This window comes from Bacillus sp. FSL K6-1338, from assembly GCF_038006965.1.
Classification (GTDB): Bacteria; Bacillota; Bacilli; order Bacillales; family Bacillaceae_G; genus Bacillus_A; species Bacillus_A thuringiensis_S.
Genome location: NZ_JBBOWI010000001.1, coordinates 4,626,854 through 4,642,444, shown reverse-complemented (window position 1 = coordinate 4,642,444; position 15,591 = coordinate 4,626,854). Strand labels below are relative to the sequence as shown.

Genomic DNA, 15,591 nt, shown 5'->3' with positions numbered 1-15,591 from the left:
AAAAAGTATTATAGGAATAATTCAATATATTTTCCTTTTAAATATATGAATGAATAAAAAGTATTATATTTTTTATGAAATTTGGAACTTTATTTTGCTTACCGTCCAATATATAGTGAGAACATCGTTAAGGAGGGGGCACTACTTGGCAAGTAATGAAGATATACATATTTGGATAGAGCGTTTACTAAAAGGTGACGAGGAGGCTTTTGAATTTATATTTAACTTAACGAGTCAGAGAGTCTATGAAACCGTCTTTGCTATAGTTAAAAATCGGCATGATACAAATGAAATCGTAAATGAAATCTACTTTCAACTTTGGAAATCTATTTCAACATATGATCAATCTAGACCGTTTCTATTTTGGTTGAATGGAATTGTTTACAAACAGATTAGTCAATGGAGAAAACACATATGGAAGAGGCTGCACTTATTTGAAAAACAACAACTAAGTGATGAGACAGTTGTAGAAGTTCCAGAAAAAGTATTATTAAGAAAAGAAACAGAAGAGCTGCTTTCCTTTTTAACCTGCGTAATCTTTAGATTTTATTCAATATAGAGTAATTGGCGTAGGGTACAAAATAAAAAGGGGCGTATAGATGATTGACAATTAACTAAAATCATTTTAACATTTAGATAAATATCTAAATGTCTAATTAATGAGGGGAAGAAAGACATTGAATCAAGCATTCAAAGCATTAGCAGATCCAACAAGGCGAAAAATTTTAGATTTATTAAAAGAAGGCGATCTAACCGCTGGTGAGATCGCTGAACATTTCAATATGACAAAACCAAGTATTTCACACCACTTAAACGCACTTAAAAATGCTGAACTTATTCAAGATGAAAAGAAAGGGCAATTCGTTGTGTACTCTTTAAACACAACGGTCTTTCAAGATTTGTTGACTTGGGTGTTTACATTTACGAATAAGGGGGAAGAGGGGAAATGAAAAAACATCTTTTTGCAATCTTATTAATCGTTATAACTTGTTTAGCTTGGGCGTTTGCTTGGCCGCATTTGCCGGATACAATTGCGACACATTGGAGCGGCGGTAAGGTAGATGGCTATTCGTCTAAATTTTATGGAATGGTTTCTATGGTCGGAATTATGATTGCATTATATATATTTCTAAATGTGATACCAAAGATTGATCCAAGGAAAGCAAATTACGAGAAATTTTCTAAAGCCTTTATGATGATGAATAATGGGGTACTATTGCTACTATTTGTAGGAAATATAGATATTATTACAAGTGGATTAGGATATAACTTATTCATTAATCGGGTGCCTGAATTATTAGTTGGTGTTTTATTTTTAGTAATGGGTAATTATTTACCACAGTGTAAGCCAAACTTTTTTGTCGGGATGCGTAATCCATGGACGTTAAGTAATGAAGAAGTATGGCGGAAAACACATCGGTTTAGCGGAAAAGTATTTGTGGCGTTAGGAGTTATTATGATTATAAGTGTTTTCGCTCCGGCTGATTGGAGAACTTATATAATGCTTGGGATTATAGTAGTTGCTGTCATTATAACGAATTTATATTCTTACGTTTTGTATAAAAAAGAAATACAAATGTGAGTTATATTAGTCAAATTTTATATTTATAGTTTCTATGTGTTAAGGGATTTTAATACTCAGTGGGAATAATGAAAAGCTCACTGAGTAAATTTTTCGTTTTAAGGTCTGAAAATTCAATCGAAAAGGTGATTTGGGGGGATTTACATGTTAGAAATTATAAATTTTAGCAAGACATATAAAGACGGTAAGAAAGCAGTTGATCATTTGAATATTGCTGTTAAAGCAGGGGATATCTTTGGATTTATTGGACATAACGGTGCGGGGAAAAGTACAACAATTAAGTCGTTAGTAGGAGTTATAGATTTTGAAGAGGGTGAAATTTTTATTGATGGACATTCAGTAAAAAAGGATCCGATTGCATGTAAGAGAGTAATGGCGTATATTCCTGATAATCCAGATTTATATGAGCAATTAACAGGAATTCAATATTTGAACTTTGTTGCGGATGTGTTTAAAGTGCCTGCGAGGGATCGGGAAGAACAGATACAGAAGTATGGGGATGCTTTTGAGATTACACCGTACTTAGGGGACTTAATATCTTCTTATTCACACGGTATGAAACAAAAAGTAGCGATTATATCGGCGGTTTTACATAAACCAAAATTATTAGTTTTAGATGAACCTTTCGTTGGTCTTGATCCAAAGGCAGCCGTAGTATTGAAAGGTATTATGAAAGAGCTTTGTGAAAAAGGAAGTGCGATTTTCTTTTCTACGCACGTTTTAGATGTAGCTGAGAAGTTATGTAATAAAGTAGCGATGATTAATAGAGGGAAATTAGCACTTTCAGGAGAAGTAAATTCTTTAATTAAGGAAGGCTCATTGGAAGAGCTCTTTATGAAGGAGCTTGCTAATGAATACTAATAGTTTAGGTCTTTTGAAAATTCGGTTGATAACGCAGCTCGGTTTAAACACCTTTAAATACGAAAAAGATAAGAAAAAGAAGCAGAATAAGATTTTGCTGACAGCATCTATTGCTCTAGTTGGTGTCATGTTAATGTTATATTGCGGAGCTTCGGCATATGGGTTGGTAAAACTAGGAATGAGTGAAATTATTCCCGTCTATGCACTAGTTATTAGCAGTGTATTAACGTTGTTTTTCACTATATTTAAGGCAAATGGAGAAATTTTTGCTTTTAAGGATTACGACTTTTTAATGTCATTGCCGATTCGCGTAAGTACTGTTATTGCAAGTAGATTTTTGTATTTATACCTGCTGAATACAATCTTTTCAATCATAATCATGCTACCAATGGGAGTTGTGTATTGTATACATGAAAATCCATCAGTTTCTTTTTACTTTATGTGGTTCATCAGTATGTTTATCGCATCTTTAATCCCAACAACAATCGCAGCAATCTTTGGAGCTTCGATTACGGCAATCGCTTCTAAATTTAAAAATACGAATAAAATAACTACGATTTTAAGTTTTATAGTAATTATTACATTCGGTTCCTTTATGCTAAAAAACGGAAATGCTCAATATAGCCTTAATGATATGAACGGAATTGGTGCAATTGTTTCGGAGCAATTAACTAAAGTGTATCCATTAGCTAACATGTTTCAAAAAGCAATTGTTAATGCTGATATGGTAGCTTTCATCTTATTTGTGGGGATATCAGTGATTTGGTATTATCTTTTTATAAAAATACTTTCGTTAAAATATAAGCAAATAAACACAGGGATCACCACTTATCATATGCTTTCAAATTATGAGATTAATAGCATGAAAAAAGAGAGTGTATTGGTCGCATTGTATAAAAAAGAGCTGACACGTTTCTTCTCTTCTACAGTGTATGTTATAAATAGTGGAATGGGAGTCGTGATGGCGCTAGCTTTCTCGCTAGCTATAGTTGTAGTAGGACCAAGCCAATTAATAGCGTATCCTGGAATTGAGCCCCTGTTGCAAAAAATTGCCCCATTTGCTATTGCAGCAGCGATTTCGATGACATGTACAACATGTGTGTCATTGTCTTTAGAAGGAAAAAATGTATGGATTATTAAATCATTGCCTATAGCGCCAAAGGTGATTTATGATAGTAAAATTCTTATGAATCTTTCATTGAGTATACCTGCATCACTTATTAGTGCTGTATTACTAATAATCGGGTTAAAGCTAGATGTTTGGAGTTCTCTTTTCATCGTCATAACACCGATAATATATTCATTATTTTCAGCAGTATGGGGGATTTTCATTAATAATCGATTTGGTTATTATGATTGGATATCAGAAACTCAAGTAGTAAAACAAAGTATAGGATCGTTTGTTGGTATGTTTGGCGGCTTAATTGTGGCGGTTATACCTGCCTTGTTAATTGGTACTGCTACTATCTCGAACTACAGAGTATTTACTTTTGCAGTTATTATAGTGCTTACGATTATTACTATTTTCTTGTATAAGAACGAGTCGAGAAGAAGTATAAAATAAAGGAGCTGCTTTTCCTTTAAAAAGGAAGAGTAGCTTCTTTATTTTGGAAAGGTTAGATTCTTATATTACTTTTTTAAAACAGGTACCCATATTTCACTTCTGAAATTCGGAGAGGATACGTCTTTACTTTCATTCCACAATATCTCTGGTCCTTCTGCTAGTTCATAGTTCGAAGAAGGGAACCATTCAGAATAAATACGTCCCCACACATTTTGTAATGCATCAGGAAATGGACCGACAGCTTCAAATATAGCCCATGTTGAAGCTGCGACTTCAAGTTGCGCGAATTGCTCTGGACAATCTTTCGTTGTGGCTACTCCAATATAGTGATCAAGTTCTCCTTTTTCCTCCATTCTCCCTTCAGAAAAATTAGTAGAGGCACTAATAATTCCAGTAGGTTCAATGTTTGAAAGGGACTTTAATGTTTGAATGGAGTCTGGGTTTAAACTTTTCCACATAGAAGCGATTTCTTCATTTACACCATTGAAAACGATTGATACTCGTTTTGTAATACCTATAATTCGAAATGGCTCTTTTTCTTCAATTCGATAATTCATTTCATTTCCTCCTTGAATGGATAACTGGAAGGTCATTGGTGAATAAGCCTTCAAAGAATGGCTACTATTTCGGGCCTCTGAAGGTGTTATACCGTGCAAGTTTTGAAATGCACGAGCGAATGAATCTGGTGAGTTGTAGCCATATTTTATAGCGACATCAATGACTTTTACATTGCTGTTTTTTAGTTCAAAGGCAGCGAGAGTAAGACGTCTACAGCGAATATAATCAGATAGTGATATGCCTGCTAAAAACGAAAACATTCTTTTAAAGTGATACTCAGAACAGAGAGCTAGCCTCGCAACTTCTTTAAAATCAATTTCATTCGTAAGGTTACCTTCAATATAGTGCATTGCATTATTCATATTTTTAAGTGAATCCATATTATGACCTCCTCTGTACATAGAATAACAGGAACGAAATAACCCCATCCGACATTTCGTGCACAACTTTGTAGGTGCATTTTTTACCTTACAAAATTGTAATGTTCCTGTAAGGAGAATGAATGGATGGTATGATATCCCAATGTTATAGTAGCAAAGTACTTTAATTCATTATGTTAACTTTTTGATGTCTTTACTTATGTGCCTTACATAACTGTCATGTTTGTGTAAGAAACATCGATAGTGGCAAGAGTAGAGAGTGTATATAGTTGAAAATAGAGAATAGAAGAAATGAGGGATGTCGAGATGAAAACAGTGTTAGAAGCAAAAAATATCGAAAAAGTGTATGACACGGGTGGTAATAAATTTGCAGCGTTAAAAGGTATTAACTTACAAGTAAAAGAAGGTGAATTCGTTGGAATTATGGGACCTTCTGGTTCTGGTAAGACGACTTTACTAAATGTTCTTTCTACAATTGATAATGCGACGAACGGTGAAATTTTAATTGATGGAAAAGATATTGTGAAGATGAATGATGATAAGTTAGCGTTATTCCGCCGCGATCATTTAGGTTTCATTTTCCAAGATTATAATTTATTAGATACGTTAACAGTGAAAGAGAATATCGCTTTACCACTTGCGTTATCAAAGGTGAAAGCGAGTGAGATTGATCGCCGCGTTCTTGAAATCTCAAAGAAATTCGGTATTGATCATATTTTAAGTCAGTTCCCATATCAAGTGTCGGGTGGACAGAAGCAGCGCTGCGCAGCATCACGTGCAATTGTTACGAATCCAAGTATGATTTTCGGAGACGAGCCAACTGGAGCGCTTGATTCTAAATCTGCAACAGATTTACTTGAAAGTATGAAGTCATTAAATGAATATGATAACTCAACAATTTTAATGGTAACGCATGATGCATTTGCAGCAAGTTATTGTAAACGAGTTATTTTCATTAAAGATGGTGAACTATATAAAGAATTGCACCGCGGTGAATCAACGCGTAAACAGTTCTTCCAAAAAGTCGTGGACGTAATGTCTTCTATTTCTGGAGGTATGGCTGATGACCTTATCTAGCATTGCCCTCCGCAACATACAGCGGAACTTTAAAGACTACTTTGTATATTTCGCATCTATGATTTTTAGTATTGTTATTTATTTTACATTTAAAGCACTGCAATATAATTCACAAATGGAAAAAGCAGCAGAAGCTTCTAAAAAGATTAGTGGTGCATTTCAAGTTTCCAGTGTGATGCTTATCATTTTCGTAGCAGTGTTTATTATATATTCGAACGGATTCTTTACACGTAAACGTAAAAAAGAAGTTGGCTTATATTCGTTATTAGGTATTCGAAAAAGACAAATTGGTAAAATGCTCTTTTATGAAAATATGTTAATGGGATTAATGTCATTAGTAATTGGGATTGCGATCGGTAGTGTCCTTTCGAAATTATTCCTTGAGTTATTAGTAAATATGATGGGATTAAATTTAAACGTTCATTTTGAAGTACCAATGGCAGCAATTATTGATACAGCAATTATTTTCTTTGTGATTATTTTATATACATCACTCCAAGGATATCGTTTAATTTATCGCTTTAAGTTAATTGAACTTTTCCGCGCAGAACGTGAAGGAGAAGCAATGCCAAAAGGATCTGTCATTATGGCGTTAATTTCAGTTTTCTTAATCGGCTCAGGTTATTTCTTAGCGTTAATGTTTATGAAAGCAGTTATGTATGCAAACTTTATGGCAGTCGCACTTTATATATTACTTGCGACAGTATTAGGTACGTATTTACTATTTATGTTCTTTACAGTATTCGTATTGAAACGTGCAAGAAATAATAAATCATCGTTTTATAACGGTATGAATATGGTAACGACGTCACAGTTACTATATCGTATTAAAGGAAATGCAAAGTCACTTGCGACGATTTCTATTTTAAGTGCGGTAACATTAACAGCGGTTGGTACGTCAGTTACGATGTATTACAACACATTTACACAATCAAAAGCAGCTATGCCATACAGTTATTCTTACGAGAAAAAAGATGCAGAGCTTGATAAGAAAGTAAATGCGATTTTTGCAGAAGAGAAGAAAGATCATCCGATCAAAGATCAAGTTGAAATTGAGACAGTTCCTGTAAAAGGGAAGTTTGAAGGAGATAAAGTTGATTTCATTCTTAATATGAATTACACGATTTCAGAGAAATATCAATTTATGTCTCAATCTGAATTTAACAAGCTTGCTAAAAAAATTGATGCGGAAACAGTGAATGTAGCTACTGGCGAAGCATTTATATATGATAGTTCTTATATGGAAGGGTATGAGTTTAGCCCCGAATATAAAGGAAATAAAGCGGTATTCCAAATTGAAAATGAAACGAAGACGTTGAAGATCCAAGGTGCAAATAATAATGCAATTACAAACTTAGGTGAACTAGTTGTTGTCGTTTCAGATGAAATGTATGAACAAGCGAAACAAGCATTTGGAACACGTATTGTAAAAAATATTGATGTAAAAGATGAAAGAAACAGTAAAGTGTTAACGGAAAAATTAGCAAAAGTGATGCCAACTGGTGTATCAGAAATGGCACCACCATTTAGAGACTTCTATACTGGTTTCCATATGGGACTGGAAGCAACTGGACTAATGATGTTCATCGGACTATTCTTAGGTTTAGTCTTCCTATTAGCGACAGGCTCAATCATTTACTTTAAGCAGCTTACAGAAGCAAGTGCTGACCGTGATCGTTACATTGTCCTTCATAAAGTCGGGGTAACGAAACAAGAAATGAAAAAAGCTATTGCAAAACAAGTGAGCTTTATCTTTGCAATTCCACTAGTAATCGGAATTCTGCACAGCTTGTTTGCATTAAAAGGTTTAGGGAACATACTGCCATTTGAAATTATGATTCCGCTTTTAATTAGTATTGGAGTATATAGTGTTATTTATATTGGATATTACTTCATCACAGTTCGTTCTTATTATAAAATCGTGAGTGCGAAGTAATAAAGGGACAGCTATCGTAATAGGGATAGCTGTTTTTTTATTCTTCATAAAATCTTAAGAAACTTCCTCAATTTTTATTAAGAAACGATAGTTATACTTAGAAACAAGTTAAAAACTATTGAACGAATGGGGAGAAGGTTACATGCAACTCATAACATTCTTACATGAATTTATTAAACATCCGAAACATACTGGTGCAATTGCGCCAAGTTCAAAAATATTAGCAAAGAAGATGGTAGATGTAATTGATTTTAATAGAGCGAAATGCATTGTAGAGCTAGGGCCGGGTACAGGAGCTTTTACGAAAGAAATTATGAAGAGAAAGAAGAAGGAGACATTATTTCTTCTTATTGAAATTAATGAAGTATTTTTCAAAGAGTTAAAGAGAAAATTTAAAGATGAGCAGAATGTGATTGTTATACATGGCTCAGCGGAAAATATAAAGAAGTATAGGGAACAATTGAATATAGAATGTATTGATTACATCTTATCAGGATTGCCTTTCACTTCTTTACCAGAAGAGGTTTCAAAGCGCATTTTAAACAGCGTAATGGAAACGATACATGAGAATGGAGAATTTATTACATTTCAATATTCACTTGTGAAAAAAGGATTTATACAGCATTTCTTCCCTGAAATTACACTAGAAAAAGTGTGGTTCAATTTCCCGCCAGCTTACGTCTTTAGCTGTAAAAAAGAGCTAAGGAGAGCATATGCATAATGGAGCTAAATGAATTAATGTCATACATTGAGCAGTATGGTTATTGGGCTTTATTTTTCTGTTTATGGTTAGGTATTATCGGTATGCCGATTCCAGATGAAATGATTGTAATGAGCGGTGGATTAGTATCATCGATGGGTATATTGGATTTGATTCCCGCCTTTTTACTAACGTATTTAGGCGTTGTATCCGGCCTTTCTTTAGGGTATATACTCGGGAAAATTTTTGGCATAAAAATACTTAATAAATTGATGAAAAAGAAAAAGACGAAGTATCTTTTAAAATCGCAAGAGATGATAGCAAAATATGGTCATTATACATTAGTTATAAGTTATTTTATACCTGTTGTGAGGCATATCGTACCGTATTTAGTAGGAATGAATAACATGTCTTTTAAAACGTATGCGATTTATTCATATGTAACAGGATTTGTATGGACGTTAGTTTATTTCTTACTAGGTTCTATATTTGGAAAGCATATAGAAGTAATAGTAACACTTGCGACCGAGTACGGTATATATTTTGGTGGCATTGTTATTGTAGTTTGTAGTATTTCTTATATGTATATGCATAAGAAGAATGCCGTAGTGAGTGAAATAAAGCAACATTCATAGTTTGGTAAATGATGCTGGAGGAGATTTTGTGAGTAAAGGAACGATACTTATCGTGGACGATGAGAAGGAAATTAGAAAACTTATCACTATCTATTTAAAGAATGAAGGTTATGAAGTATTACAAGCTGGAGATGGTGAAGAAGGTTTAGAAATAGTAAAGAAAAGAGACGTGCATCTAATCGTCCTTGATATTATGATGCCGAAAATAGATGGTATTCATATGTGTATGAAAGTGAGAGAAATAGCGGAAATGCCTATTATTATGCTGTCGGCAAAAACGCAAGATATGGATAAGATTTTAGGATTAACAACTGGGGCAGATGATTACGTAGCTAAACCATTTAATCCACTGGAACTCATTGCTCGTATTAAATCACAACTTCGGAGATATATGAAAATGAGTGGGACAAGTGTACAAGATGAAAATGAAATAGAGATTGGAGATATGAAAGTTAATATAGTAACACGGCAGGTCATTATTGCAAATGAAGAGGTGAAATTGACACCGAGAGAGTTTGAGGTATTAGAATTGCTTGTACGAAATCAAGGAATGGTATTAAATGCAGCACAAATTTATGAAAGAGTATGGAAAGAGCAAGCTTTCCAATCTGATAATACTGTGATGGTACATATTCGGAAAATACGTGAAAAGATAGAGGCGATTCCAAGGAAGCCTCGGTACATTAAAACAGTATGGGGAGTTGGCTACAAGATTGAGAAAGATATTTGAACCGATAATATGGATGAATCAAGTTTTAAAAAAAATGACAGGTAAAATAGTGAGTTATTTGGAAAAGAGCATACGGATACAGCTAATGGCTACATTTACTTTTTGTACGTTACTCGGTGTATTAGTAGGATGGTCTTCATCTTCTTTTTTTGAGGATGCGAATAAAATTTCTATCATTGATTATGCATCAGGTATGGAAGCCATTGATGGACAGACACAAAGGCTTGTTGAAAGTATGACCGAGGAAGGTAAGGAAATTAATATACAAGAACTGCTTGATCAATTGAATGAACAAAATCAACTAAAGATTTTAATAATAGACGAGGATGGGAAAGTCGTTTATAAAACAAAGGGAGCGCCGGAAGAACAAATCAATCTTCATGAGACGATGCGTAATGTGATGGATTTTAAAATGGATCAAGTACGATATGTAGAGGCGCAAAATTTAATTCAAGATGGAACTGAACAAAAGCGTAAGGAGTTTACAACTTTTTATCCGGTTAATGTTAATACGAAAAATATGTATATTATTGCAAGTGGTATACCACAAGGAAATGTGAAGTATATAGTGAATGATAGCAGTCCATTTCCATCTTTACTAGGTTTTATCACTTTTATACTATCTTTCTTTTATATAACGAAAAGGAAAATGAATCAGATTGAAGCGATGGCAGAAGGAGTAAGGGAATTTTCGAAAGGTAATTTACAATATAAAATCAAACAGGCAGGTCAAGACGAAATAGGTTTATTAACTTCTAATATTAATCAAATGGCAGAAAAGCTCTTGGCTAATATAGAAAAGGAAAAACAAATAGAGAAGCAAAAAAGTGAATTGATTACAAATGTATCACATGATTTAAGAACACCACTTACTTCTATTATGGGGTATTTACGTTTACTAGGTGATGCGAAATATGAAAATAAAGAACAGCATGATGAGTATATAAAAATTGCCTTTTCAAAATCAGAGCAGTTGAAGATGTTAATAGAAGATTTGTTTGAGTATACAAAACTAACAGATGAAAATATGGCGTTAGATTCGCAAGAAGTGTGTATAAATGAACTACTTGATCAATTAATAGAAGAGCTAGTACCACAAGCGGAGGAGCATAATCTTTTTTTTGTAAAAGAATTTCAGGAAGATCGTATATATGCTGTGGTGGACTCAGAAAAAATGGTGCGTGTGTTTGAAAATCTTTTAATAAATGCAATTAAATACAGTATAGATAAAGCAGAAATTCGGGTTTTACTTCAAAGAGAAGAGCAGCATATCAAAATTTCTATAGCTAATCATAGTGAAGAATTTACAAAAAAAGAATTAGAGAATTTGTTTGAGCGTTTTTATAAAAAAGATCAATCGAGAAGTAGAGCTGTAGAAGGTTCAGGTTTGGGGCTTGCAATTGCAAAAAGCATTGTTGAATTGCACAAAGGAGAAATTCGAGCAAAACATGAAAATGGGGTTATTCAATTTATTATATTATTGCCAATTTAATTAGAAGAGCATTAGGAAATTTGGTTACATTTTAATAAGTAATAGTGCCACAATTGATTTAGAGGAAGTCTTTTAAGTGGAAGTATCTGAGAAGAGGAGAATAGAAAGTTTCATGAAAAAAATAAGCGCGTTTATCGCATTGATTATAGTTGGAGTTACATTACTTATAGTGAAGGGTGGATCTATTGTAGATCAACTCAATCCATTTATTAAAGAAGGTATTTATTATGCTGTTGTTGATAATGATGGTAAATATGGAGCCGAAAACAAAGGTTTTGCTAGATGGGAATATAAATTCAAAGGATATAATGAATCTGGTCAAGAGCAAAAGATTGCGATGACTGCTTCAAAACATTTAAGAATAGGAGCATATTTAAAGATTAGATCTAAAGGAAGTTATGGTATGGAATGGGAAGAAGTGCAAGGTGATGAAATACCAGCTAAAGTGAAAGAAAAAGTAACAATAAAACATATTTAGTTATAGAAATGATAAGTTGAACGATCAAAATTTGAATGCAATGGCAGTATATGATAATTTCTAAATTTTTTATAAAGAAAATAAAGTTTATCTGAACTTTATCTAAACTGCATTTATTCTGTATACAATCACTAGTATCCTATAGTGTGTGGATAAAAATTGATAAGGAGTAGCAGGATAATTATGCAGGTTTCTAAGAAGAAAATATTATTATTTCTTTCAATTATTCTTTTGGCTTTATTGGCGGTGTATGTATGTACAAATAATAAGCATGTCCAAAATATTGTTCATAATATAGAAGACATTTATAAAGTATATAAAGAGAATCAAGCATTGAAAGGGAAAATTGAACATCAAGAATCATTAAAGGGTAAAGTGCAAATGTTAAGTGAGGAGAAAGAAAATCTTACTAAACTTATCAATAAAACGAAAGAATTAAAGGAACAAGGAAAATACAATCTAATTCAAGCTACAGTAGTAAGGCGTGAAGCAGAAGATTGGTATGGAAAAATCTCTCTTGAGAGAGGGGCACAACATGGTGTAAAGGTTGGTATGGCTGCTATTACAGTGAACGGTTTTATTGGAAAGGTAGATAGTGTAGATCAATATACATCTGTTGTGAAATTAATTACGAGTGATGAACGAACGAATCGTTTAGCAATCACCCTTCAAAATAATTCATCCATTTTAGGATTTGTTACAGGGTATGATAAGAAAAAACAGGCCCTTCGAATTGATAATATCCCATCAGATAAAGTGAAAGAAATAAAAATAGGTGATAGCATTATTACCTCTGAATTGAGTCAGAAAATACCACCAGGTCTTGAAGTAGCAGAGGTACTAGAACAAGAACAAGATCAATATGGTCTTACTTATACTATTTATGCAAAACCAAAGGCAAATTTATATGATTTAGAATATGTTATTTTAATACAACCTAAATAATAGTTTTATATAGAGTCCATCAGAGGTGGATTAGAAACGAAGAGAATTAATGTAAAGTAAAGAGTGAGAGGGATAAGGAAAGGTAAAACGGTACTAAATTTAATAACATGTGGGTATATCTTTATATCGTTGTTATCTTATCTTTATCTTGGACAATTATAATGAAGAGGTAAACTGATGATAAGTGCAAAGTTATTAAGTATTACAGAGGGGCTTTTTTTGTCCATTTCTAATGTTAATGATTTATATAACTTTTTAAATAGACTAGAAAACCTATAAAATATCCTTCGAATTTATATTTATAAATATATTATTTAAGTGTGAGAATATTGATGTCATCTTCGTGAGAACAAAGTAAAGGTATATGAATCGGATTATGAAAATAATAATTTTAATATAATGATTTTAAGGTATTGTACATTACAAAAATGTAAGGATAATGTAAGAGGAATCAATATTGCTGTTTGTCGGGAAAAGATAAAATGATAGTTAGTGGCTATGAAAATAGCATGATCGTAGCACTAGCCACATGACAGGAGGCAATATGAAAACTTTAATATTTGAAGAGAACGTTGTACAAAGAGGGGATAGTAAAAAGGTGAATGTAGTATACCACGCTGTAGAGAATCGTGGGTGTAAAGTGTGTTATTAAAACTTTCTATTTCCAGTATGAAAAAAATGATAAAGGATTACATCGTTTTACTAATAGGTCTTGTAATCTCAATTTCTATTTTTTATATGTTTCAAACGCTTGCGTTAAATAAAGAGTTTACAATGAATAACAGTATTATTGGTTCAATTGTATTTGTATTTCAAATAGGCTCTGTTTTGGTAGCGTTTATTACATTCTTTTATATTTTTTATGCAAACTCTTTTCTACTTTCACTCCGGCAGAAAGAGCTTGGTATGTACCTTGTATTAGGGGCGAAAAAGAGTAAAATTAGTCAACTTTTATTTTTTGAGACGTTCATTATGGGAATGATTTCACTAGTGCTAGGTAGTGTATTCGGAGCCATTCTTTCTAATTTCGTTAGCAAATTTCTAACGAAACAATTGGAAATTTCAGCGGAAGGTTATCAAGCATTTTATGGTCCTGCATTCAAAATAACATTTATATTCTTTAGTGTGTTATTTCTACTTACATCCGTTGTGAATGTGATTCGTATAGCACTTAAAACAGAACTAGATTTAATTCGTACAGAGGAGCAAACGGAGCGCATACGAATGAAAGGACCAGCCACAATATTGTTACTTTTATGTAGTTTGCTAGGACTAGGTGTAGGGTATTATTTCGTACTCTTCGTAGGAATAAAGGGCGCTGGAGCCATTATGCTTCCACTATTCACGATTACAATCGGGACATATCTTATATTTATTTCGTTCTTACCTATGATTGTTAACAGGTTAAAGAAAACGCGCTATTTAAATGAGAAGAAATTAAATGCATTTACATTTGCACAATTGCAGTTTCGTGTAAGTAGTTTGGCGAAAATATTAGGCACGGTAACGATGCTAATTGGACTGGGTGTGGGGGCAATGGCTGGTGGCATGTCTTTACAGAAAAACGTAATCCTTACAGCAGAAAGAATGTCAGGTTATGATATTACAATTCATGATCCAGAAGCAGAGGATTATAAAGCTATGGAAAAAATGAAAATTGTAGATAAAAAACAATATAAATATAAAGTTAATAATGAGGCTGTTTACTATTTAAAAGAAGAATTATTGGAGAATCCTCCACTGTTGTTTGGAAAGAAAGAGACAACACATATTACTGAACAACTTCCATCTTCGAGCTATAGGATGTTTAAGGGGGAGGAAGTTGATCCATCTAGTTCTACGTTACCACTGAATTGGGATAAGAGTATGGATAGTGATTTTAGATCGAATATTTCTGTATATGATCGTAAACCTGTCTATATCGTCGATGAAAAACGTTATGAAGCAATTCAAGGGAATGAGCATACATTTTTTATTGCTAAAGTAGATAATATTTTAAGGTATAAAACAGAGTTAAAAGAGATGGATGATCGTCAAATCGAAAAAATAGCCGCTACTATTAATAAGCCTAAGGAAGATGTATATTTACCGACAAACTATAGTGATTATGAATCTATGCTTGCCTTTTCAAAAGGAACTTCCTTTATGGGATTCTTTTTAGGCCTTGCTTTTTTAGCTATGATGGCAAGTTGTTTAATGTTTAAGATCCTTTCTGGAGCTACGAAAGATATAGGGCGTTATGAGATGCTTCGGAAAATTGGGGTACGTAAAGAATTACTTATAAAATCTATGTATAAAGAATTAGGCATTGTATTTCTATTTCCAGCTATATTAGGTCTTATACACGTTTTGGTAGGAATGAATGTATTTACATTTGTTAAATTTTTTGTGAATCCATATGTGAATATTGGACTTCCGATTTGTATATTTTTAATTATTTACGTTGTTTACTATTTGATCACTATTCAATTATATAAGGGGATTGTCCTCCCAAAGAAAAAATAGAATATAGAATTCAAGGGTCTCAAACTTATTATAGTTTGGGACTTTTGAATATTATTAAGGAGAAATCAAGGAATCCCTCTACTATTTTTAAGGAAATACATCTATACATAGAGATTAGTGTAATTAATTACACTAATTGAATTTTTAA

The 15,591-nt window shown here is 32.9% G+C and carries 15 protein-coding genes; 14 read left to right on the top strand and 1 reads right to left on the bottom strand.

Annotated features, from left to right (window positions below; translation table 11 throughout):
* Window positions 1-145: 145 nt before the first annotated feature.
* The 5 genes from NZ044_RS23880 (at window position 146) to NZ044_RS23860 (ending at window position 4,007) form a co-directional block, all read left to right on the top strand.
* Window positions 146-559: a sigma factor gene (locus NZ044_RS23880; RefSeq protein WP_098506020.1), complete on the top strand. Its 414-nt coding sequence runs from the start codon at window positions 146-148 to the stop codon at window positions 557-559.
* A 118-nt stretch (window positions 560-677) separates the two neighbouring features.
* Window positions 678-950 carry an autorepressor SdpR family transcription factor gene (locus tag NZ044_RS23875; protein ID WP_001070526.1) on the top strand — a complete coding sequence of 91 codons (273 nt, stop codon included), beginning with the start codon at window positions 678-680 and terminating at the stop codon, window positions 948-950.
* Window positions 947-1,582, top strand: a complete 636-nt coding sequence (locus NZ044_RS23870) for an SdpI family protein (protein ID WP_000716351.1) — start codon at window positions 947-949, stop codon at window positions 1,580-1,582. The genes NZ044_RS23875 and NZ044_RS23870 overlap by 4 nt, the downstream gene beginning before the upstream one ends.
* A gap of 144 nt (window positions 1,583-1,726) precedes the next feature.
* Window positions 1,727-2,443, top strand: a complete 717-nt coding sequence (locus NZ044_RS23865; protein WP_000889752.1) for an ABC transporter ATP-binding protein — start codon at window positions 1,727-1,729, stop codon at window positions 2,441-2,443.
* Window positions 2,433-4,007: a hypothetical protein gene (locus NZ044_RS23860; protein WP_001095680.1), complete on the top strand. Its 1,575-nt coding sequence runs from the start codon at window positions 2,433-2,435 to the stop codon at window positions 4,005-4,007. The genes NZ044_RS23865 and NZ044_RS23860 overlap by 11 nt, the downstream gene beginning before the upstream one ends.
* A 65-nt stretch (window positions 4,008-4,072) precedes the next feature.
* On the opposite strand, the gene NZ044_RS23855 is transcribed toward NZ044_RS23860, so the two are convergent.
* Window positions 4,073-4,945 carry an AraC family transcriptional regulator gene (locus NZ044_RS23855; protein ID WP_000377725.1) on the bottom strand — a complete coding sequence of 291 codons (873 nt, stop codon included), beginning with the start codon at window positions 4,943-4,945 and terminating at the stop codon, window positions 4,073-4,075.
* 306 nt (window positions 4,946-5,251) lie between these two features.
* Between NZ044_RS23855 and NZ044_RS23850 the strand changes: the two genes are divergently transcribed.
* The 9 genes from NZ044_RS23850 to NZ044_RS23810 all read left to right on the top strand — a co-directional run bounded on the left by NZ044_RS23850 (window position 5,252) and on the right by NZ044_RS23810 (window position 15,443).
* Window positions 5,252-6,022: an ABC transporter ATP-binding protein gene (locus NZ044_RS23850; RefSeq protein ID WP_000859656.1), complete on the top strand. Its 771-nt coding sequence runs from the start codon at window positions 5,252-5,254 to the stop codon at window positions 6,020-6,022.
* Window positions 6,009-7,958 carry an ABC transporter permease gene (locus tag NZ044_RS23845; RefSeq protein WP_000176146.1) on the top strand — a complete coding sequence of 650 codons (1,950 nt, stop codon included), beginning with the start codon at window positions 6,009-6,011 and terminating at the stop codon, window positions 7,956-7,958. Before NZ044_RS23850 ends, NZ044_RS23845 begins: the two co-directional genes overlap by 14 nt.
* A 142-nt stretch (window positions 7,959-8,100) precedes the next feature.
* The gene (locus tag NZ044_RS23840; protein ID WP_001176071.1) at window positions 8,101-8,679 is read left to right on the top strand and encodes a class I SAM-dependent methyltransferase; all 579 of its coding nucleotides are present in this window, start codon (window positions 8,101-8,103) and stop codon (window positions 8,677-8,679) included.
* A complete protein-coding gene (locus NZ044_RS23835; protein WP_000422376.1) occupies window positions 8,679-9,293 on the top strand; it encodes a DedA family protein in 615 nt (204 codons plus the stop codon). Before NZ044_RS23840 ends, NZ044_RS23835 begins: the two co-directional genes overlap by 1 nt.
* Before the next feature lie 28 nt (window positions 9,294-9,321).
* Window positions 9,322-10,023 carry a response regulator transcription factor gene (locus NZ044_RS23830; RefSeq protein WP_000033682.1) on the top strand — a complete coding sequence of 234 codons (702 nt, stop codon included), beginning with the start codon at window positions 9,322-9,324 and terminating at the stop codon, window positions 10,021-10,023.
* Window positions 10,007-11,515 carry a sensor histidine kinase gene (locus NZ044_RS23825; protein WP_001225802.1) on the top strand — a complete coding sequence of 503 codons (1,509 nt, stop codon included), beginning with the start codon at window positions 10,007-10,009 and terminating at the stop codon, window positions 11,513-11,515. Before NZ044_RS23830 ends, NZ044_RS23825 begins: the two co-directional genes overlap by 17 nt.
* A 112-nt stretch (window positions 11,516-11,627) precedes the next feature.
* Window positions 11,628-11,993: a YxeA family protein gene (locus NZ044_RS23820; RefSeq protein ID WP_000723891.1), complete on the top strand. Its 366-nt coding sequence runs from the start codon at window positions 11,628-11,630 to the stop codon at window positions 11,991-11,993.
* Between the two features lie 183 nt (window positions 11,994-12,176).
* On the top strand, window positions 12,177-12,938 hold the full coding sequence (gene mreC, locus NZ044_RS23815) for a rod shape-determining protein MreC (RefSeq protein ID WP_001198147.1): 762 nt from the start codon (window positions 12,177-12,179) through the stop codon (window positions 12,936-12,938).
* Window positions 12,939-13,607: 669 nt separating this feature from the next.
* On the top strand, window positions 13,608-15,443 hold the full coding sequence (locus NZ044_RS23810; RefSeq protein WP_002162459.1) for an FtsX-like permease family protein: 1,836 nt from the start codon (window positions 13,608-13,610) through the stop codon (window positions 15,441-15,443).
* The last annotated feature ends 148 nt before the right edge of the window (window positions 15,444-15,591 follow it).

Excerpts from the sequence above, each read along its gene's own strand:
- NZ044_RS23845 (WP_000176146.1), top strand. The coding sequence starts at position 6,009 with ATGACCTTATCTAGCATTGCCCTCCGCAACATACAGCGGAACTTTAAA.
- NZ044_RS23870 (WP_000716351.1), top strand. The coding sequence starts at position 947 with ATGAAAAAACATCTTTTTGCAATCTTATTAATCGTTATAACTTGTTTA.
- NZ044_RS23810 (WP_002162459.1), top strand. The coding sequence starts at position 13,608 with ATGAAAAAAATGATAAAGGATTACATCGTTTTACTAATAGGTCTTGTA.
- NZ044_RS23840 (WP_001176071.1), top strand. The coding sequence starts at position 8,101 with ATGCAACTCATAACATTCTTACATGAATTTATTAAACATCCGAAACAT.
- mreC (WP_001198147.1), top strand. The coding sequence starts at position 12,177 with ATGCAGGTTTCTAAGAAGAAAATATTATTATTTCTTTCAATTATTCTT.
- NZ044_RS23855 (WP_000377725.1), bottom strand. The coding sequence starts at position 4,945 with ATGGATTCACTTAAAAATATGAATAATGCAATGCACTATATTGAAGGT.
- NZ044_RS23865 (WP_000889752.1), top strand. The coding sequence starts at position 1,727 with ATGTTAGAAATTATAAATTTTAGCAAGACATATAAAGACGGTAAGAAA.
- NZ044_RS23835 (WP_000422376.1), top strand. The coding sequence starts at position 8,679 with ATGGAGCTAAATGAATTAATGTCATACATTGAGCAGTATGGTTATTGG.
- NZ044_RS23820 (WP_000723891.1), top strand. The coding sequence starts at position 11,628 with ATGAAAAAAATAAGCGCGTTTATCGCATTGATTATAGTTGGAGTTACA.
- NZ044_RS23850 (WP_000859656.1), top strand. The coding sequence starts at position 5,252 with ATGAAAACAGTGTTAGAAGCAAAAAATATCGAAAAAGTGTATGACACG.
- NZ044_RS23860 (WP_001095680.1), top strand. The coding sequence starts at position 2,433 with ATGAATACTAATAGTTTAGGTCTTTTGAAAATTCGGTTGATAACGCAG.